The sequence below is a fragment of the Streptomyces sp. NBC_01176 genome, from assembly GCF_045039825.1.
In the GTDB taxonomy this organism is placed as follows: domain Bacteria; phylum Actinomycetota; class Actinomycetes; order Streptomycetales; family Streptomycetaceae; genus Streptomyces.
Genome location: NZ_CP108600.1, coordinates 9,310,664 through 9,329,756 on the forward strand (window position 1 = coordinate 9,310,664; position 19,093 = coordinate 9,329,756).

The window sequence follows — 19,093 nt, forward strand, 5'->3', positions numbered from 1 at the left end:
GACCTCATCGGGCGAGCGGTCTTCCGGGAACGAGGTACAGAAATGGCGCACAGCACCCAGGACCCGCCGAGCATCGGCTGGATCGGCACCGGTCGGATGGGCTTCCAGCTCGCCGCCCGGCTGCTCGACGCGGGGTACGACGTGGCCGTCCACAACAGGACGCGCGCCAAGGCCGAACCGCTCGTGGAGAGAGGTGCGACGGTCGTCGACCGGCCGGCCGAACTGGCCGACCGGGACGTCGTCTTCACGATGGTCTCCGCCTCGCCCGACCTTCAGGCGGTCACCACGGGCCCCGGCGGGGTGCTGACCTCGCCGGATGCCGCACCGGGTGTTCTGATCGACAGTTCCACGGTGTCCACCGGGACGTCCGCGCTGATCCGGGAGGAGGCCGCCCGGCGCGGGACGGACTTCCTCGCCGCCCCGGTGAGCGGCAACCCGAAGGTGATCGCCGCGGGCGGCCTGACGATCGCGGTGTCCGGCTCCCGCGAAGTGTTCGACCGGGTCGAGTCCCTGCTGGCACCGTTGGGGCGCGGCGTGACCTACGTCGGCGAGGACGAGGCCGCCCGGCTGGTCAAGATCGCGCACAACGTCTTCCTGGGCGTCGTCACCCAGTCTCTCGCCGAGATCACCGTCCTCGCGGAGAAAGGTGGCGTCAGCCGTGCCGCCTTCCTGGAATTCCTGAACGACTCCGTGATGGGCTCGGCCTACACCCGGTACAAGTCGCCCGCCCTGGTCAACCTGGACTTCACGCCGACGTTCACCATGCCGCTGCTGCGCAAGGACCTGGAGCTGGGGCTCGCCGCGGCCCGCGAGCTGGAGGTCCCGATGCCGCTGGCCGCCGCCACCGCACAGCTCGTCGCGAGCGCGGTCGGCGCGGGACATGTCGACGAGGACTTCGCCGCCCTGATCCTGGAACAGGCCAGGAACTCGGGCATCACACTCGAACCCGAGGACGTGTCCGTCGACGACGGTCTGTCACCGCGGGAATGAGCCGCGGGCCGACGTCGGCCCGCGATCGTGACCGGGGGACGGAACCGCTGGAGTTCGCCCGCGGTCGGGTCGGGTCGGGTCGGGTGGGCGGCGTCGCGGCGGTGACCGATGCCGAACTCCCGGACCCGCCGGCTTCGCGGTTCATGGGCCGAACGGGTCATCGATCCGCGGTATTCGGGTGAACCCCGCCCAAGGGCCGAGCGAGCCGAGAGGTTCCGGGCACAGGGGTATTCGGAGGTTGATAATATGGTTCCCCTGCTTCTCGTTCTTCTGCTGGTTCTGCTTCTCTTCGGCGCGGGCTTCGCGTTGAAGATTCTCTGGTGGGTCGCCATCGTCGTACTGGTGCTGTGGCTGGTCGGCTTCGTCGCCCGTCCCAAGAGCGGCAGCGGTCGCTGGTACCGCTGGTAGCGGAGCCGGCGTTCGGTCGGCGTTCCGGCCCGACACGGTGGTGGCCGCCCTTCCTCCGAGGAGGGCGGCCACCACCATGTCCTCGTCCACGCACGCGGATTCCCTGTCGGCACCACCGAACGGCGGCCATCCGGCGTCGCTTCCCGCATCGGATGAATGAAGTGCCACCGCAGGGGCACTCGGAGGCCGGACGGAACACGAGAACCGTCCCGCACCGCATACGGAAAAAGCATACGGAAAAAGGAGGAGCGGCAGGGATTCCCTCCCGCTCTCCGTTTACCGGAGGAGCTGTTTTCGCGTGACTGAACATGCGTGGAGTTACAAGTCGACCTCGGGCCATGTGGCCGGTGCCGATCTGACCGGCTACAAGGTCGAGGCGACCGACGGCGGAATCGGCAAGGTCGACAAGCACTCCGACGAGGTCGGTGACGCCTACCTGGTCGTGGACACCGGGGTCTGGATCTTCGGCAAGGAGGTCCTCCTCCCGGCGAGCACCGTGATCCAGATCGATCCGGAGGACAAGAGGATCTTCGTCGACCGCACCAGGGAGCAGATCAAGAACGCCCCGGAGTTCCACCGCGACAAGCACCTCGGTGACGCCGGTTACCGCGACGAACTGGGCGCCTACTACGGACCGCACACCCCCCTCGGCGGCGGACCGATGATGTGACCCCGGCAGGTGAGTGGGCCCGGACTCGACGAGTCCGGGCCCGTTCCCGATTCCGGGCGGCTCGCGTGTGACGGGACGAACGGATTGGAGTCCCGGCTTCGGGACACACGCATCAGGTGCTGAAGATACTTCTGGTTGTCCTGCTCGGCTCGCTGGCGACGGGCGTCTCGGTCGTCGCCGTCCTGGTCTCGCCCTGGTGGTGGGCCGCGGCCGCCCCCCTGCTCCTGCTCGCGATAGTGGCCGTCCACGACCTCGTGCAGCGCCGGCATTCCGTCCTGCGGAACTACCCGGTGCTCGGGCATCTGCGTTTCGCCCTGGAGGCACTGCGGCCGGAGCTTCAGCAGTACTTCATCGAGCGCAACTTCGACGGCCGCCCCTTCGACCGTGACACGCGCAGCATCGTCTACGAGCGCGCCAAGGGCACCGATGCCGAGGAACCGTTCGGCACCGAACTCGACCTGTACCGGACGGGCAGTGAATTCCTCACCCCGTCCATGGCCCCCCGGGCGGTGCCCACCGAGGCGCCGCGTGTCCGGATCGGCGGACCCGACTGCACCCGCCCCTACGACATGGCGCTGCTCAACGTCTCGGCCATGAGCTTCGGTTCGCTGTCCGCCAACGCCGTACTCGCCCTCAACACCGGGGCACGACTGGGTGGCTTCGCCCAGGACACCGGCGAGGGCGGCCTCTCCGAGTACCACCTGAGGCCTGGCGGAGACCTCGTCTGGGAGATCGGCACCGGATACTTCGGGTGCCGCACGGACGACGGGGACTTCGATCCGCGGCAGTTCGCCGAGAAGGCGGCGCACGAGCAGGTCAAGTGCGTGTCGCTGAAGATCAGTCAGGGCGCCAAGCCCGGAATCGGCGGAGTGCTGCCGGGTGCCAAGGTGAATGCGGAGATCGCCGGGGTCCGCGGCGTCCCGCAGGGAGAGACCGTCATCTCGCCGCCGTTCCACCGTGTCTACTCGACACCGCGCGAACTGGTGCGCTTCCTGGCGCGGATGCGTGAACTGGCCGACGGCAAGCCCGTCGGGTTCAAGCTGTGCGTCGGCTCACGCCGTGAGTTCCTCGCCGTGTGCAAGGCGATGCTGGAGGAGGACAGCACGCCCGACTTCATCGTCGTCGACGGCGCGGAGGGCGGAACGGGCGCGGCGCCCCTCGAGTTCGCGGACAACGTCGGCCTGCCCCTGGGCGAGGGACTGATGACCGTGCACAACGCCCTCGTGGGCGTCGGGCTCCGCGACCGGATCCGGATCGGTGCCGGCGGCAAGGTCGCCACCGGCAGCGACCTCGTCAAGCGCCTCCTCCAGGGGGCCGATTACACGAACGCCGCCCGCGCCATGATGTTCGCGATCGGATGCATACAGGCCCAGCGCTGTCACACCAACACCTGTCCCGTCGGCGTCGCCACCCAGGACGAACGACGCGCCCGCGCGGTCGACGTTCCCGACAAGTCCCAGCGGGTACTGCGCTACCAGCGGGCGACGGTCAAGAGCGCGCTCCAGATCATGGCATCGATGGGCGTCGAGGAGCCGCGCGATCTGCGGCCCCACATGCTGCTGCAGCGGGTGAATCCGCACACCGTCCGCTCCTATGCGGAGCTCCACGACTGGCTCACCCCCGGTGAGCTGATCGCATCGGCGCCCGCCGGCTGGGCATCCGACTGGGAGGCGGCCGACCCGGACCGCTTCGCCCGCTGAACCCGGCATTCATCACTCCACCCGCTGCACCCGGCACCCGTTCCGAGGGGCCGCACCGAACCGAAGGGCACTCCCGTGGCACGAACCGTCGCCCGTGTGATCGTCGACGCACTCGAGGAACTGGGCGTCCAGCACGTCTTCGGCGTGGTCGGCGACGCCTTGAACCCGCTGACCGACGCGATCCGTACCACCGAGGACCTGAACTGGGTCGGCTGCCGGCACGAAGAAGCCGCGGCCTTCGCCGCCGGAGCCCAGTCCCAGCTCTCGGGGACGCTGGGAGTGTGCATGGGGACGGTGGGGCCCGGCTCCGTGCACCTTCTCAACGGGCTCTACGACGCGGCGAAGAGCCGGACCCCCGTTCTCGCGATCTGTGGTCAGGTGCCCCTCGCGGAGGTCGGCAGCGACTACTTCCAGGAGGTCGACAACGACCTGCTCTTCCGTGACGTGGCCGTCTACCGGGCCACCGTCACCTCCCCCGACCAGATGCCCCGGATGCTGGAGTCCGCCGTCCGCGCCGCCGTGAGCCAGGGGGGAGTGGCGGTGCTCACCGTGCCCGGCGACCTCGGCGACCAGGAACTCAGCGACGACCGGGCCGCCCGCTTCGCTCTCGACCGCCCCGTCACCCGCCCGGACGACCCCGCGCTCGCGCGGGCCGCCGAACTCCTCAACGCCGCCGACCGGGTCACCCTGCTCGTCGGCCGCGGAGCCCGCGCCGCCCGGGCGGAGGTCCTGCGGACGGCCGAGGCACTCGCGGCGCCCATGGTGCTCACCCTCAAGGCGAAGGAGGGGTTCGAGGGGGACAACGAGTTCCAGGTCGGCCAGACCGGCCTGATAGGCAACCCCGCCGCTGCCCACGCGCTCGACAGCGGCGACGCGCTCCTGATGCTGGGCACCGATTTCCCGTACCGGGACTGGTACCCGAAGGGGTGCAAGGTCGTCCAGGTCGACACCCGTGAGGAGCACCTGGGCCGCCGGGTCCCCGTGGACGTGGGTCTGACGGGCGACGTGGGCGCGACGCTGCGGGCCCTGCTGCCGCTGTTGAAGGCGACCGCGGACCGGGGCCACCTGGACGACGCGAGGGAACGGTTCGCCCACTGGCAGGAAGGGCAGCGGCGGCTGGCGGACCCGGGTCACGAGCGCCGCTGGACCGGAAAGCTGAGGGCCGCCCTGGACAACCGCGACCACGAGATCCGCCCCGAGGCGCTGGCCGCCGCGGTGGACGCCCACGCCGCCGACGACGCCGTCTTCACCTCCGACACCGGAATGGCCACCGTCTGGCTCTCGCGCTTCGTCGGCATGCGGGGGAGCAGGCGCCTGATCGGCTCGTACAACCTCGGCTCGATGGCCAACGCCATGCCCCAGGCCCTCGGGGCCCAACTCTGGGCGCCCGACCGCCAGATCGTCGCCTTCTGCGGCGACGGCGGACTGAGCATGCTGCTCGGCGACCTCATGACGATCAAGACGTACCGGCTGCCGGTGAAGCTCGTGGTCTTCGACAACCGCCGCCTGGGCATGGTCAAACTCGAGCAGGAACAGGCGGGCCTGCCGGAGTTCGGTACGGAGCTCGACAACCCCGACTTCGCCGCGGTGGCCACCGCGCTCGGCCTCACCGGCATCCGCGTCACCGACCCGGCCGATCTCGACGACAGTGTGCGCCGGGCGCTCGACACCCCCGGGCCGGTCCTGCTGGACGTACTGACCAATCCGCAGGAGGTGGCGGTGCCGGGCAAACCGACCGTGTCCCAGGGATGGGGCTTCGCCATCGCCAAGGTCAAGGAGATCCTCCCGAGCCACGAAGGCTGAACCGGGACCCGCCCCGTGATTTCGCCGGGCCGGACACGGGCTGCGGGCACGCCGCGCGGTTCGTGCCCGCCTCGGCCCGGGCGGCGGCGTCACGGCGCGAGGCCGTCGCAGGCCCTCGTCTCAGTCGCCCGCCGGACCGACCGGTCGATCACGGTCGGCGCCGGTCCGGCTGCCCCGCGCGCCGACGGTCAACGCCTGTTGGAGCGTGGGGTAGCAGGTGATCACGCTGTCGAGGCCGACGATCCGGAGGACGCGCAGGATCGCGGGGGAGGGGGCCGCCAGGCGCACCCAGCCCTGCAGGGCGGTAGCCGCGTGGTGGGCCCCGATGAGCGCGTTGATGCCGCTGGAGTCCATGAAGGTCACCTGACTCAGCTCCACCACGGTGCGGGCGGCCGCCTCGCCGTCGGGACCGAGGAGCGCACGCTGGATCTCGGTGCCGGTGGTGAAGTCGATCTCGCCGCGCAGGGCCAGTACGGCGATGCCCTCGGCAGTGGTGGAGCGGGTTACCGACAGCCGTGGGGACTCCATCGGGGTCATCCCTTCCGTGTGACAGGGCTCGGTGGGGCGTGCCAGGGCCGAAGTCCACGACGCTGGATCGCCGTGGACGGGAACCCCCCAAGGGTCGGTGCCCCGCTCGTCACCCGTCAAGAGATACAGGAAAAGATTTTCACCCTTTCTTATACGTGAATGCTGCGTCTACTCTGGGATGATGCAGGGAGTACCCGAGTCCCACACAGGCTGGACGTTCCTCACCAACCATGCCCGCGTGCTGGCCGCCATCGCCGAGGACCGCACCACGCGTATCCGCGACATCGCCGCGCGCTGCCAGCTCACCGAGCGGGCCGTGCAGAAGATCATTTCCGACCTGGAGGGGGGCGGGTACCTCACCCATACCCGGCAAGGACGCTCGAACGAGTACCAGATCGAGGAGGGAACCCTCCTGCGGCACCCGGCGGACTCCGGGCCCACGGTGGCGGACCTGCTGGCCCTCCTCGGCCGGCACGACGCCGAGCACGGCAGCGCCGGCGACCGGCAGTCGGGAAGGACGACGCCGCACGCACGTGCCACGGAAGGCGACCGGTGACGTCGCCGGCGCGCTCCTCGCGCGTCTGAGGCGCAGCGCCGGCCGCCCGCGACGCCGGAGTGACGGCGTCGGATTCGGGGGCAAGAGATGAGACGAAGTAGCGCCGGACTCCCCGGACCAAGGAGGCGACGTTGACGTCCGAAGCGGACATGACGCAGCAGTTCCCCTCGCCCTTCGAGGCCTCGGCGGACGAGGTGCTGCGCCTGGAGGACGAGAACCTCCAGCTCAAGCAGGCCGTGCGGTCGCACGCCGTTGTCGATCAGGCCATCGGCGTCATCCTGGCGGTCGGCCGCCTGACTCCGGACCAGGGCTGGGACACGCTGCGGAGCATCTCCCAGAACACCAACGTCAAGCTGCGGCACGTGGCCGAACTGATCGTCGAGTGGGCGCGAACGGGCCGGCTGCCCGGTGAGATTCGCAGCCAGTTGGAGCACGAGCTCGGACTCGGCGACTCCTCGGGCCCGGCGGAGTAGATCCCCGGCCCGTCTCGCGGCGGCCCGCGACGGTTCGTGTGTCACCTCGTCCACGGACCGGGTTCGCGAGGGCCGCGGGTCCCCGAGTCGTGGGGCGTGTGGCGGCGGGGCCCGGGTAGGCGTTCCACCGTGCCCGTTTCGCCGGGCCTGTGCAGTCGGCCGCACCGGCCCTCCGGGGAGCTCCGGCGCGCCGGAGCGGGCGGTGGGCGTCGGAGCGCCGCCGGCGAGGAAGTCGCCTACTTTGTGAATCCACGACGTGTTGAGGAGAACCCCATGGTGAGCGAGCCGTCGAACACCGCGAGCGTGATCGCCGGACGTGATCGCGGCCTGGGCCTGCCGGTGGCCGACCGGGCGGGCTGGGACCCGGTGGACGTGCGGGCGGTGGACACCGTCCGCCTGCTGGCCGCGGACGCGGTGCAGAAGGTCGGGAACGGCCATCCCGGGACGGCGATGAGCCTCGCCCCTCTGGCGTATCTGCTGTTCCAGAAGGTGATGAGGCACGACCCGAGTGACGACCGGTGGCTCGGCAGGGACCGGTTCGTGCTGTCCTGCGGGCATTCGAGCCTGACCCTGTACATCCAGCTCTACCTGGCCGGATACGGTCTCGAGCTGTCCGACCTCCAGGCGTACCGCACCTGGGGTTCGGCCACCCCCGGACATCCGGAACACCGCCACACGGCCGGTGTCGAGATCACCACCGGCCCACTGGGCCAGGGCATGGCCAGCGCGGTGGGCATGGCGATGGCCGCGCGCCGTGAGCGCGGCCTGCTCGACCCGGACGCCGCGCCCGGTACCTCGCCCTTCGACCACCACGTGTACGTGATCGCCTCGGACGGCGACATGATGGAGGGCGTCACCGCCGAGGCCGGGTCGCTGGCCGGCCATCAGGAGCTGGGGAACCTGGTGGTGTTCTACGACTCCAACCACATCTCCATCGAGGACGACACCGACGTCTCCTTCAGCGAGGACGTCCCCGCCCGCTACGCCGCGTACGGCTGGCACGTGCAGACGGTGGACTGGACCCGCACCGGCGACTACGTGGAGGACGTCGACGCGCTGCTGGCCGCGATCGAGGCCGCCAGGACGGAAACGGGGCGCCCCTCGCTGATCATGCTGCGCACCCTGATCGGCTGGCCGGCCCCGACCAAGCAGAACACCGGGAAGGCCCACGGTTCGGCGCTCGGCGACGAGGAGGTCGCCGCGACCAAGGAGTTGCTGGGCTTCGACCCTGAGCGCACGTTCGTCGTCGAGGACGAGGTCCTGGCGCGGACCCGGGCCGCCTCCGACCGCGGCCGTGAGGCGCATGCCCGGTGGCAGGAGGCGTTCGACGCGTGGCGGGAGGCCAACCCGGACCGCGCGACACTGCTGGACCGGCTCCGGGCGCAGGAGCTCCCCAAGGGGTGGACGGACGCCCTGCCCGAGTTCCCGGCCGACCCGAAGGGCATGGCCACCCGGAAGGCGTCCGGCCAGGTCCTCACGGCGCTCGCGGGCGTCCTGCCCGAACTCTGGGGAGGCTCGGCCGACCTGGCCGGGAGCAACAACACCACGATGGAGGGCGAACCGTCCTTCGTGCCGGCCGACCGGCAGACCAGGGAGTGGAAGGGCGGCCCCTACGGGCGCACGCTGCACTTCGGGATCCGAGAGCACGTCATGGGCGCGGTGCTCAACGGCATCGCCCTGCAGAGCCTGACCCGCCCGTACGGCGGTACCTTCCTCACCTTCTCCGACTACATGCGTCCCGCCGTGCGGTTGGCGGCGCTGATGCGGTTGCCCGCCACCTACGTGTGGACCCACGACTCCATCGGCCTCGGCGAGGACGGCCCCACCCACCAGCCCGTCGAACACCTCGCCGCGCTGCGCGCCATCCCCGGTCTGGACGTGGTGCGTCCCGCCGACGCGAACGAGACCGCCGTCTGCTGGCGCACCGTCCTGGAACACACCGACCGCCCCGCCGGGATGATCCTGACCCGTCAGAACCTGCCGGTCCTGGACCGCGACAGCGGGGAGTTCGCCGCGGCCTCCGGTGCGGCCCACGGTGGTTACGTCCTTGCCGAGGGCGGCGATGGCGCCGACGGTGCGATGCCGGACGTCATCCTCGTCGCGACCGGCTCCGAGGTGCAGATCGCCCTGGACGCCCGCGCCCTCCTGGCCCGTGACGGTCTGAGGGCACGGGTGGTGTCCATGCCGTGCCGGGAGTGGTTCGCCGCCCAATCCCGGGACTACCAGGACGAGGTGCTGCCTCCCGCGGTACGGGCACGGGTCAGTGTCGAGGCCGCCGTGGGACAGGGCTGGCGCGACGTGGTCGGGGACGCGGGACGCATCGTCAGCCTGGAGCACTACGGCGCATCGGCGGATTACCAGCGTCTGTACACGGAGTTCGGCATCACGGCCGAAGCGGTGGCGGCCGCTGCCCACGACAGCGTCGACGACGCGGCCGGCGCACCGCGTCCGGGAGGCCGTCAGCAGACCGCCGCGCCCACCGGCGGCGGCACCGGCGACCGCCCGTGACTCGGGGGCGGAGCGCCAAGAACACGGCGCTCCGCCCCCCGGGTCTCGCGTTGCGCGCCGAGGGCCGCCCGGCGGGCCCGCCGGGCCGCAGGCACAGGATGCGGTGCTCGGTCGGCGCCGGTGGCACGACCTGCCTCGCTACTTGCTCCGCACCTCACCCAGCGGCTTGGGATCGGCCTCCAGCGCGGAGCGGACCGTCGGCCAGCTCGTGTCCCCGGGGTGGAGCGCGCTGCGCAGGAACGCCCAGGTGAACTGCTGTATCAGGGCGACTCGTCCGGGACTCTCGTCGGTGGTTTCCGCGACGCTGTACCCGGGGATCCCGCCGAGCGAGTGCTCCGCGCCGAACAGAGTCAGCAGGCTCTTGTCGGCCGGGCTCAGGAAGTACGGGTCGGTGAACCAGTCCGGTCCCCGGACGGACAGCGCGGACTGGTCGCCGTCCCCCGCGACCACGAGAACCGGCGGGGTCATGTCGTCGAAGGACGGGTTCATGAAGGGGAAGTGCTCGGCCGCGAACGGAGACAGGTCGTCCCCGCCCCGGCCGGGCGCGGCGAGCAGCACACCCGCCGAGACCCGCGGGTCGGACATGTCCTCCCCGGGGACACCTTCGGAGTCGAGCACCCGCGCGCCCAGCAGCATGCTCGCCGTCTGGGCCCCCCAGGAGTGACCGGCCACGGCGACGCGACTCCGGTCCAGGCGCCCTTCGAGGCCCGGCACGGAGGCTTCCAGCAGGTCGAGCCGGTCGATGACGCGCTTCATGTCCTCGACCCGGAAACGCCAGATCAGTGGCGTACGGGGGTCGTCGGCGGGCAGATCGAGCGTCCGCGAGTCGAGATGGGTGGGCTGCAGGACCACGAAGCCGCGCGCAGCCCAGAAGTCCGCCAGTGGGGCATAACCGTCCATCGACCAGCTGTAGCCGTGCGAGAAGACGATGACGGGCAGGTCGTGCCCGGTCGTGGGCGCGGACACCCGGACCTGCAGGCCCTCACCGCGGCCGGGCGCCGGCAGCACGACCGGCTTCACGGAGACGACCGGAGTGGGCGTGAGCGTGCCGGCCGGGTCGGTCGCCATGGATGTTTCGGGCATGGAGGTGCCTTCCGTTCAGGTTCTTCGCGCGGTTGGTTCGGTGGGGGTCTTCGGTGCGCCGGAGGTCTGCGCCGGGTCGGGCGCGGGCCGGTTTCATGTCGTGCCGACGCGGGTCGCCCCCGCGTTCGCGTTCGCCCACGACGGGCTTCCCGCACAGCCGACGCCGGGCCTCTCCGACGGGTCAGCGGCCGGCCGCGCACGGTTTGGCGGTCGGGCGCGGCTCTGGGATGATGGGCAAACGGAACCTTGTCCCGTTTGAAGATACGGAACGTCGTTCCGGATAGCAAGCCCGGTGGTGGAGAGGACGGCGCGGTGAGTGACAGTGACGGGGAGGCGGGGCGTACGGCCCGGCCCAAGCGGGCGGACGCCCGGCGCAACGAGGAGACCCTGCTCGACGCCGCCGCCGCGATCTTCGTGACCTCGGGAGTGGAGGCGCCGGTGCGTGACATCGCCGCCAAGGCCGGGGTCGGGACCGGCACGATCTACCGCCACTTCCCGACGCGGGCGGATCTCATCATCGCGGTCTACCGGCACCAGGTCGAAGCCTGCGCCGAGGCCGGTCCGGCCCTGCTGGCGAGCAGCCCCACCCCCCATGTCGCGCTGGGGCGGTGGATCAACCTCTTCGTCGACTTCCTGGTCACCAAGCACGGACTGGCCGCCGTGCTGCAGTCCGACGCCGCCGGCTTCGACACGCTGCACGACTACTTCCTCGACCGTCTGGTGCCCGTGTGCGGCCGGCTGCTCGAAGCCGCGGCCGCCGCCGGCGAGATCCGCTCGGACATGGACGCGATCGTGCTCATGCGCGGCGTCGGGAACCTCTGCATCGGCGCGGACGCCGATCCCGGCTATGACGCGCGCCGACTGGTCGAACTCCTCATCGCGGGGCTGCGCCGGTCGCCCTGACCCGGGGCGCCGCGAGGGGCGGCGAGTGCCGTACCGACCGGCCGACCGCCGGGCGTGCGCCGACGGCGACCTCCGTCAAGGGTGCGATGCGCGCCCCGTGATGCACTTCGGGTGCAGGTTGCGGGCGGTCGCCGGACGGCGTACCGCCAGGCGGTGCGGGCCGACGGGAATTTTCGGGCACGTCTTCGACGTCTGTCCGTGGGGGAACGGCCGGTGATCGCGCCGTTGAGTTCGCACGGTCCGTACGCGGCTCGTGCGAAGAGACGAAAAGGGATGTGAAGAGCTATGAGCGCCACTGAGGAAAAGGCGTTGCTGGCGGGTGGCTGCTTCTGGGGAATGCAGGAACTGATCCGGACGCTTCCGGGTGTCCTGGCCACGCGGGTGGGATACAGCGGTGGCGACGTGGCCCACGCGACCTACCGCAATCACGGCACCCACGCCGAGTCGATCGAGATCACCTTCGATCCCGCCGTGACGGACTACCGCGCCATCCTGGAGTACTTCTTCCAGATCCACGACCCGAGCACGAAGAACCGGCAGGGGGGCGACATCGGCCTCAGCTACCGCTCCGCGATCTTCTATCTCGACGACGAGCAGCGACGGGTCGCCGAGGACACCATCGCCGATGTCGACGCCTCGGGGCTGTGGCCGGGGAAGGTCGTGACCGAGGTCGTGCCGGCCGGCGCCTTCTGGGAGGCCGAGCCGGAGCACCAGGACTACCTGCGGAAGTACCCCGAGGGCTACACCTGCCACTTCCCGCGCCCGAACTGGCGGTTGCCGAAGCGCGCCGAAGCCTGATTCCGGGAGGGCCCGGCCGGTGAGCGCGCCGTGGCCGGCACCGACCGTACGGTCGGTGCCGAACACCCCGGGCGTCAGGCCGGCTGGGTGGCGGGACGCAGCGTCGGAGCCGGGACCTGGGGGGCATGGGGGTACGCGGCCGTACGGTGCTGGAACGAGAGGATCTTCGGGTTCCGTACGACGCCGTCGCGGATCTCGATGGCGTTCCTGACCGTGGCGTCGGCCTCCCAGGCGGCGGGGCCGCTCATGACCTTGCGCAGGTAGGGGAGGAGCGCCTCGCTGATTTCCCAGGTGGCCGAGTTCCACAGGTGGGACGGGCTGTGGTCCACCGCGTAGTAGTGGCAGTCCGGTCCCACCGTGGGCATGGGGTCGCCGAAGGTGGTCGGACGGGCCCAGGCGAAGCCCATGCCCTCGTCGCAGGCGACGTCGACGAAGAAGGTGCCCGGGCGGAACAGGGCGAGTTCCTCGTCGGTGACGAACATCAGAGGCGCGTCGGTGTCCTGCCGGATGCAGTTGACGATGATGTCGAACCCTGCCAGGTACTCCGCGAGGGGCACGGGACCCGCCGTGGTGAGGGCCTGCAGCCGCGACGGGTCGTCCGCCCGCTCCTCGAAGTGGCCCATCACGACCGACGGCATGGGCGAGGCCACCGCCGCGGCGGCGCGCTGGGTGAGCACCGTGACGTCGGAGACCCCCATGGCACCCAGTCCCGTGACCGCTCCACGTGCCGTGGCGCCGAAGCTGATGACCACGGCGCGCAGCCGACGTCCGTAGCTGCCGGTCACGCCACCGAGCTGCAGGGCGTGCAGCACCGAGCAGTAGCCCGCGAGCTCGTTGTTCTTGTGGAACACATGGACGCTGAACGCGCCCGTGGACGTCCAGTGGTTCATCGCCTCCCAGGCGACGAGGGTCAGCCGCCGGTCGATGGCGAGCTGGGTCGTCTTCCCGTCCTGCACGCAGTGCGGCCATCCCCACAGCACCTGGCCCTCGCGCAGCTCGGCGATGTCGTCGTGCGTCGGTTTGGGCAGCAGCAGCACCTCGCACTCGGCGAGGAGCCGCTCGCGGGAGCGCAGGCCCGCCACGAGCGGCTCCAGGGCATCGTCGTCGATGCCGAACCGCCGGCCGTAGCCGTGTTCCAGGAAGATCCTCTCGCGGACGTCCGGGGCGATCCGTTCGAGGTGGGCGGGGTGCAGCGGCAGCCGGAACTCGTTCTCCTTGCGGGAGGAGGCCAGGACTCCGAGACTCATGAGGGTCATGCGCTTCCTTGTCATGTAACTGTCATAAAAATGCGTTCGGTGTCGCCTGCGCGCGCGGCGCCCGCGGCGCGGGAGGGCGCCGGTCGCAGCCGGGGGGTCCGGGTACGCGTGGGCCGTGTCCACCGCCGGACAGTGCGTCCGGGATGCCACGTCGCTCCGCGTCTCAGCGCTGATGGGCCTCGTGTCTGCGCAGGCGCTCGGCCAGCGGGAGGGGTGTCTCCTCCAGCCCGGTGACCGACCCGCTCGCCAGCCGGGCGCATGTTCCGTGACAGGCGAGCAGTTGTCTGTCGTCGCGGTGCGAGACCACCACGGCGTCCGCGTCCGGTGCGTTCCGGTAGTCCGTGCCGCAGATGAGGCAGGCCAGTCCGGAGACCATCTCGGCGGTCGGTTCGGGGCGGCCCCGGCGATGGCCGGAGATCGCGTCCTGTGAGTACATGAGTGCCGCATCCTCTTCGTCGGTCATCGGCTCAAGGGGGCGAGGTGCCGGAACACCTCGGGGACCAGGAAGTCCGCTACCGCGGGGCGCCGGACGGAATACGGAAGACGGCGCGAGAGTACGAGCCAGAAGGCATGGGGCGGCTCATTTCCGGCCGGAGCGCACAGCTCCGGCGTCTGCCGTTCCCCGAGGGCGACGCCGAAACGGATAACGGCATGCGAGGTGCGCTCGGTGACGCCACGGTACTCTCTCCGGCTCCCCGTTGCGTCCACCACGCGTGCTCGGGGGCCCGGGCCGGGCGGCCGGAGACTCTCGGCGGGCGCCCGCCGAGGCGGTCACACCCTGCCGGATCGGCGTGGCGCGAGGGCTCCGCGTGCCGCGCGAAGGGCTCCGCATGCCTCTCTTCGCCGATGCCTTTTATGATGATCTGTGAAAGATGTGAAGCCGGCCGGCCCGACTGTCGCGAGCACTCCCGCCCCCGCAGACCGACGAGTCCTGGAGCAGAAGCAATGGCATCGACCTCGGTGAGCAGGGTTGTCCCCGCGTCCCCCGGGCGCGTATGGCAGTTGATCGGCGGCTTCGGTTCCCTGCCCGACTGGGCTCCGCGGATCCCCGAGAGCACGCCACTGGAGGGCGGCCGCGTCCGTCGGCTGACCATGGGGGACGGCGAGGTCGTCGTCGAGCGACTGGTCGGATTCAGCGAGGGGGACCGGTCCTACTCGTACACCATCGTGGAGGCGCCGTTCCCCGTCGCCGGCTATCTCGCGACGCTCCGGGTGCACACCGTGCCCGGCGAGCCCGACAGTGCCGAAGTGCAGTGGTCCGGCCGTTTCTACCCGCAAGGGGCGAGCGACGACGAGATGGTGGCCCTGTTCACCGGCGTCTACCGCGACGGTCTCGACGCGTTGCACACGATGCTGGCGGACTGAACGCCGGCGGACGGCGAACAGGGATGAGGCCGCGTGACCTCAGCCCGGGTGTCCACGGCGCCGGCCAACGGCCGCCGTTCAGCCGTCCACCGCCCGGCCCCGCGGCCGGGAGCCGTGGACCGCACCGCGCCGCGGCGGATGCCTGTCCCGAGGGGCCCGGGCGTGGGTGGGCGAGGGGCGTCGGCGCCGTTCCGTACCGGCGTGGTCACGACGTACCGACGTCGCGTCACACGGAGGTACGGCGGCCCACGCGCGGCGGAGAGCCGTGCTCCATGGCCTGGACCCCGCACCGGCACCTCGGCCGGCCACAGCAAGGGAGTCGTACATGCGTATCGATCTCACGGGACGGACCGCCCTGGTGACAGGGTCGACGCAGGGCATCGGGGCCGCCATCGCGGCCGGCCTCGCGGATGCGGGGGCGCGGGTGGGCGTCAACGGCCGCGACAAGGAGAGGGTCGACGCGGCGCTCGGGCAACTGCGGGAGGAGGTGCCCGACGGTGACTTCGTCGCCATCGACGCGGACGTCGCCTCCGAGGAGGGCGCCGCGCGGGCTCTCGACGTCCTGCCGGACGTCGACGTCCTCGTCAACAACCTGGGCGTCTTCGGCTCCCAGGACCCGCTGGACATCACCGACGCGGAATGGCGCCGGTACTTCGAGGTGAACGTGCTCGCCGCGGTCCGCCTCACCCGTGCGTACCTGCCACGGATGATCGAGAGCGACTGGGGCCGCATCCAGTACATCGCCAGTGAATCGGCGGTGGCCATCCCCGAAGAGATGATCCACTACGGCATGACGAAGACCGCTCTCCTGGCCGTCGGCCGCGGCTTCGCGAAGAAGGCCGCCGGAACGGGCGTAACCGTCAACTCGGTCCTCGCCGGGCCCACCCACACCGCCGGCGTCGAGGAGTTCGTGTACGAACTGGTCGGCCGTGACCTGCCCTGGGAGGAGGCGGAGCGGGTCTTCATGAGAGAGCACCGACCGCAGTCGCTGCTGCGGCGTCTGATCGCTCCCGAGGAGATCGCCAACATGGTGGTGTACCTGAGTTCGGACCAGGCCTCGGCCACCACGGGGGGCGCCCTGCGGGTCGACGGAGGCTGCATCGACGCCGTCATCCCCTGACCACCGCGCCGGAGGGCCGTCCGCCCGGCGCGGGTGGACCTCGGCGGAGGGAGCGGGAGTTCCGCACGCGGGTGGAGCACACCATCGGGGCCGGCGGGCATCAGAGGCGGCCGGGACCGGGCCGACGACCGGGCTGGTGGCGGGAGTTGACGATCCGGCGGACGACCCTGTCGGGGTCCCGGGACCGGCCGCCGAGAGGCTCGCGGGGGACCGGCTCAGCCGGCCGCCGGACGTTTGCGGCCGACGCCCGAGTACACCCAGTACTCCGACGGGTTATCCGGGACGTGGTCGTCCGCATCGGGGCGCCACAGGGGTACGTAGACCAGGCCGGGCTCCACGAGGTCGAACCCGTCGAAGAGCCCGAGGATCTCGCCGTGGGACCGGGCGGTGACCGGCGAGGTGGCCCGGGAACGGTACAACTTCCCCACGGCGGCGGCGGTGTCCGGGCGGTCCTGGTTCGTCGCGTGCGTCAGCGCCAGCCAACTCCCCTCGGGAAGGGCGTCCCGGAACGCGGCCACGATGCCGGCGGGGTCCTCCTCGGGCGCGATGAAGTGCAGGATCGTGATCATCAGCACGGCGACGGGCTGATCGAAGTCGATCAGCTTCTGCACCTGCGGCGAGGACAGCACATCGGCCGGGCGACGGATGTCGGCGTCCACGATGTCCGTGTCCGGATTGTCGGCGAGCAACGCGGCACTGTGCGCCACGGCGACCGGATCGCTGTCCACGTAGACCACCCGGGCTCCCGGGCAGGCCGCCTGCGCCACCTCGTGGACGTTGCCCTGGGTCGGGATGCCCGATCCGAGGTCGATGAACTGCCGTACCCCGGCGTCGACCAGGAATCGCACGGCCCGCCCGAGAAAGGCGCGGTTGGCCCGGGCCAGGGTGCGCACCTGCGGGTCGATGGCCGTGAACGCCGCCAACGCCTCCCGGTCTATGGCGAAATTGTGCTGGCCGCCCAGCATTGCGTCGTACATCCGGGCAACGCTCGCCTTGTCCGGGTCGACGCCCTGAGGCAGACCTTCGCTACCTGACACCGCAACTCCCCGTTCTGGAAGTGATCTTGACGCCCCATCATATAGTTGCCGACCAGGCGCGGCGAGGTGTGTCCATGCCACGCGAATCGACCCCCTCCAGTGGAAGGCACCGCCCTGCGGAACGAAGCACACAGTCACGCGGACGACGCGGCGGCCGCGTTCGCGCGCCTTCGGCCGGTCTTCTCGGGCGCGGCCGACGCCATCGGCTCGGAACTCAACCTGCACCTGACCGGCAGCCATGTCGTCCAGGCACTGGCTCCCGGGTTCTGCGACGCGGCATCGGTCTACCTGCTGGAGCGGTGGCTGCTGGAGGAGAACGCCTACCCCTCCGCGGATCCGGCCAAGATCGAGGCCCGGCGACTGGCCCTGCGCATCGGGACGGACGCGCCCGAGGACTGGGAGGGGACGCTGCCCGTCGGCGAGGTGATCGTCTTTCCCCGCGAGACCCCGTACACGCGCTGCATCGCCACCCGTACGACACAGTTGCTCGACTCGGTCGACGCCCACACGTCCGAACGGCTCAGCACCGCCGGGGGCGACGACGTCCGGATGGACGCCCTGCTGCGGACGGCGTCGTTCCTCGTCGTCCCGCTGCATCTGCGGGGCATCGCGGTCGGGTTCATCGCGTGCACGCGCGGCCCGGACCGGGCGCCCTTCCTGCCCGGGGACGCCAGCGCCGTGGAATCGCTGGCCGCGCGGGCCTGTGTGGCGCTGGACAACGCGCGGCGCTACGAACGCGAACGCCGCATGGCACTGGCCATCCGGCAGAGCCTGTCGCCCGCGACCTCACAGACGTTCGAGGGGTGTCGTATCGCCCACGGCTATCTCCCGGCCGGGCAGGACAACATCATCGGCGGCGACTGGTTCGACGTACTGCCGCGGTCCGAGGGCCGCGTCAGTCTGATCGTCGGGGACGCCATGGGGCACGGGCCGGAATCGGCCGTCGCCATGATCCAGCTGCGCACGGCCGTCCGCACCCTCGCGGGGCTGGACATCACCCCGGCCGAGCTGATGCGCCGGCTGGACGAGCTGGCCTGTGACACGCCGGGTGCCTCCTTCGCCACCTGCATGTACGCCGAGTGGGACGCGCGGAAGCAGCTCTGCACCTTCGTCGGAGCCGGCCATCCTCCCCCACTGATCCGCACTGCGGACGGACGCGCCCGACCCGTCACACTCACCAGCGCGGGGCTGCCCCTCGGACTCGGCATGGGCAGCTACGAACCGACCGTCGTCCGGGTGCCCGAACCGATACTGCTGCTCCTCTACAGCGACGGTCTGGTCGAGTCCCGCGACACCGACATAGAGCAGGGCATCGCCCGCCTCGCCGGCCTCCTCGGCACGGACGGCGCCGAACCCGTGGGCGACGAGGGCCCGGACGCGTTGGAATCACTCGGCCAGCGGCTGTTGCACAAGACGGCGTCGCCCGGCGGCGGCGCGGACGACCGGACGCTCCTCCTGGCCGAACTGACACCCGCGAAGCACCCGGCACCGTCCTGAGCGGCACGGGGCCGACCGGTCCGGCACGCCGGGGACCTCGCTCGTACGGGCGAGGCGGCGGGCACGGGTGTCCCGCGCGCGGTGACCGGTGGGCATCGTGGCGATCGCCGGCTCGTGGACATCGTGCGGATCGCCGACTTGTGGGCGTCGTACCGGTCGTCGACCCGTGGGATCGTGCAGGTCGGTCACGCTCTGGCGCATGGCCCCCCGTTTCGACGTGCCCCGGGTTCCGTATGCGGCTCCGCCCGGATTCCGTTCCGCTCGGGAGCCGCGCCGTCCCGCGCCGCCGTCGCCCGGCGGGCGAGCGCGTCAGGAGCGGGTGTGGCACCGTGGACGCAGGCCCGGTCCGTCGCTCCCCGAGGCGGCGGACCGGGCCTCACCGCGTGCTGGAGCGACGG

The 19,093-nt window shown here is 71.1% G+C and carries 18 protein-coding genes; 13 read left to right on the forward strand and 5 right to left on the reverse strand.

What is annotated here, in order from left to right; all coding sequences use genetic code 11:
* Nucleotides 1–42: 42 nt before the first annotated feature.
* The 5 genes from OG199_RS40450 (at nt 43) to OG199_RS40470 (ending at nt 5,571) form a co-directional block, all read left to right on the forward strand.
* Nucleotides 43–990: an NAD(P)-dependent oxidoreductase gene (locus tag OG199_RS40450; RefSeq protein ID WP_401803374.1), complete on the forward strand. Its 948-nt coding sequence runs from the start codon at nt 43–45 to the stop codon at nt 988–990.
* Between the two features lie 246 nt (nt 991–1,236).
* Nucleotides 1,237–1,398: a hydrophobic protein gene (locus OG199_RS40455; protein WP_168525801.1), complete on the forward strand. Its 162-nt coding sequence runs from the start codon at nt 1,237–1,239 to the stop codon at nt 1,396–1,398.
* A gap of 298 nt (nt 1,399–1,696) precedes the next feature.
* The gene (locus OG199_RS40460) at nt 1,697–2,068 is read left to right on the forward strand and encodes a PRC-barrel domain-containing protein (protein ID WP_405833885.1); all 372 of its coding nucleotides are present in this window, start codon (nt 1,697–1,699) and stop codon (nt 2,066–2,068) included.
* 116 nt (nt 2,069–2,184) lie between these two features.
* Nucleotides 2,185–3,768: an FMN-binding glutamate synthase family protein gene (locus OG199_RS40465; RefSeq protein ID WP_405833887.1), complete on the forward strand. Its 1,584-nt coding sequence runs from the start codon at nt 2,185–2,187 to the stop codon at nt 3,766–3,768.
* Between the two features lie 75 nt (nt 3,769–3,843).
* Nucleotides 3,844–5,571, forward strand: coding sequence for a thiamine pyrophosphate-dependent enzyme (locus OG199_RS40470; RefSeq protein ID WP_405833888.1), 1,728 nt, complete (start codon nt 3,844–3,846; stop codon nt 5,569–5,571).
* A gap of 120 nt (nt 5,572–5,691) precedes the next feature.
* On the opposite strand, the gene OG199_RS40475 is transcribed toward OG199_RS40470, so the two are convergent.
* Nucleotides 5,692–6,099: an STAS domain-containing protein gene (locus OG199_RS40475; RefSeq protein WP_356805536.1), complete on the reverse strand. Its 408-nt coding sequence runs from the start codon at nt 6,097–6,099 to the stop codon at nt 5,692–5,694.
* A 181-nt stretch (nt 6,100–6,280) separates the two neighbouring features.
* Between OG199_RS40475 and OG199_RS40480 the strand changes: the two genes are divergently transcribed.
* The 3 genes from OG199_RS40480 to tkt all read left to right on the forward strand — a co-directional run bounded on the left by OG199_RS40480 (nt 6,281) and on the right by tkt (nt 9,636).
* The gene (locus OG199_RS40480) at nt 6,281–6,655 is read left to right on the forward strand and encodes an ArsR family transcriptional regulator (protein WP_356805548.1); all 375 of its coding nucleotides are present in this window, start codon (nt 6,281–6,283) and stop codon (nt 6,653–6,655) included.
* A gap of 131 nt (nt 6,656–6,786) precedes the next feature.
* Nucleotides 6,787–7,128, forward strand: a complete 342-nt coding sequence (locus OG199_RS40485) for an ANTAR domain-containing protein (RefSeq protein ID WP_356805538.1) — start codon at nt 6,787–6,789, stop codon at nt 7,126–7,128.
* A gap of 273 nt (nt 7,129–7,401) precedes the next feature.
* The gene (gene tkt / locus OG199_RS40490; RefSeq protein ID WP_405833891.1) at nt 7,402–9,636 is read left to right on the forward strand and encodes a transketolase; all 2,235 of its coding nucleotides are present in this window, start codon (nt 7,402–7,404) and stop codon (nt 9,634–9,636) included.
* Between the two features lie 138 nt (nt 9,637–9,774).
* Here tkt and OG199_RS40495 read toward each other — a convergent pair whose 3' ends face one another.
* Nucleotides 9,775–10,719 (reverse strand): alpha/beta hydrolase family protein, encoded by a 945-nt coding sequence (locus OG199_RS40495; RefSeq protein ID WP_405833893.1) that lies wholly within the window; start codon nt 10,717–10,719, stop codon nt 9,775–9,777.
* A gap of 312 nt (nt 10,720–11,031) precedes the next feature.
* On the opposite strand from OG199_RS40495, the gene OG199_RS40500 reads away from it, so the two are divergent.
* A complete protein-coding gene (locus OG199_RS40500; RefSeq protein ID WP_356805542.1) occupies nt 11,032–11,622 on the forward strand; it encodes a TetR/AcrR family transcriptional regulator in 591 nt (196 codons plus the stop codon).
* Nucleotides 11,623–11,907: 285 nt separating this feature from the next.
* A complete protein-coding gene (msrA, locus tag OG199_RS40505) occupies nt 11,908–12,420 on the forward strand; it encodes a peptide-methionine (S)-S-oxide reductase MsrA (RefSeq protein ID WP_356805544.1) in 513 nt (170 codons plus the stop codon).
* A gap of 74 nt (nt 12,421–12,494) precedes the next feature.
* Here msrA and OG199_RS40510 read toward each other — a convergent pair whose 3' ends face one another.
* Together OG199_RS40510 and OG199_RS40515 are read right to left on the reverse strand one after the other, a co-directional pair.
* Complete coding sequence (locus OG199_RS40510; RefSeq protein ID WP_405833895.1) at nt 12,495–13,676, reverse strand: N(5)-(carboxyethyl)ornithine synthase; 1,182 nt, start codon at nt 13,674–13,676, stop codon at nt 12,495–12,497.
* A 163-nt stretch (nt 13,677–13,839) separates the two neighbouring features.
* Nucleotides 13,840–14,139, reverse strand: coding sequence for a hypothetical protein (locus OG199_RS40515; RefSeq protein ID WP_356806187.1), 300 nt, complete (start codon nt 14,137–14,139; stop codon nt 13,840–13,842).
* 482 nt (nt 14,140–14,621) lie between these two features.
* Between OG199_RS40515 and OG199_RS40520 the strand changes: the two genes are divergently transcribed.
* Nucleotides 14,622–15,041, forward strand: a complete 420-nt coding sequence (locus tag OG199_RS40520) for an SRPBCC family protein (RefSeq protein WP_356806185.1) — start codon at nt 14,622–14,624, stop codon at nt 15,039–15,041.
* Between the two features lie 325 nt (nt 15,042–15,366).
* The gene (locus tag OG199_RS40525) at nt 15,367–16,161 is read left to right on the forward strand and encodes an SDR family NAD(P)-dependent oxidoreductase (protein WP_405833897.1); all 795 of its coding nucleotides are present in this window, start codon (nt 15,367–15,369) and stop codon (nt 16,159–16,161) included.
* A 215-nt stretch (nt 16,162–16,376) separates the two neighbouring features.
* Here OG199_RS40525 and OG199_RS40530 read toward each other — a convergent pair whose 3' ends face one another.
* A complete protein-coding gene (locus OG199_RS40530) occupies nt 16,377–17,198 on the reverse strand; it encodes an SAM-dependent methyltransferase (protein WP_405833899.1) in 822 nt (273 codons plus the stop codon).
* 99 nt (nt 17,199–17,297) lie between these two features.
* Here OG199_RS40530 and OG199_RS40535 point away from each other — a divergent pair, with 99 nt between their 5' ends.
* Nucleotides 17,298–18,695 (forward strand): GAF domain-containing SpoIIE family protein phosphatase, encoded by a 1,398-nt coding sequence (locus OG199_RS40535; RefSeq protein WP_356806180.1) that lies wholly within the window; start codon nt 17,298–17,300, stop codon nt 18,693–18,695.
* Nucleotides 18,696–19,093: the final 398 nt, after the last annotated feature.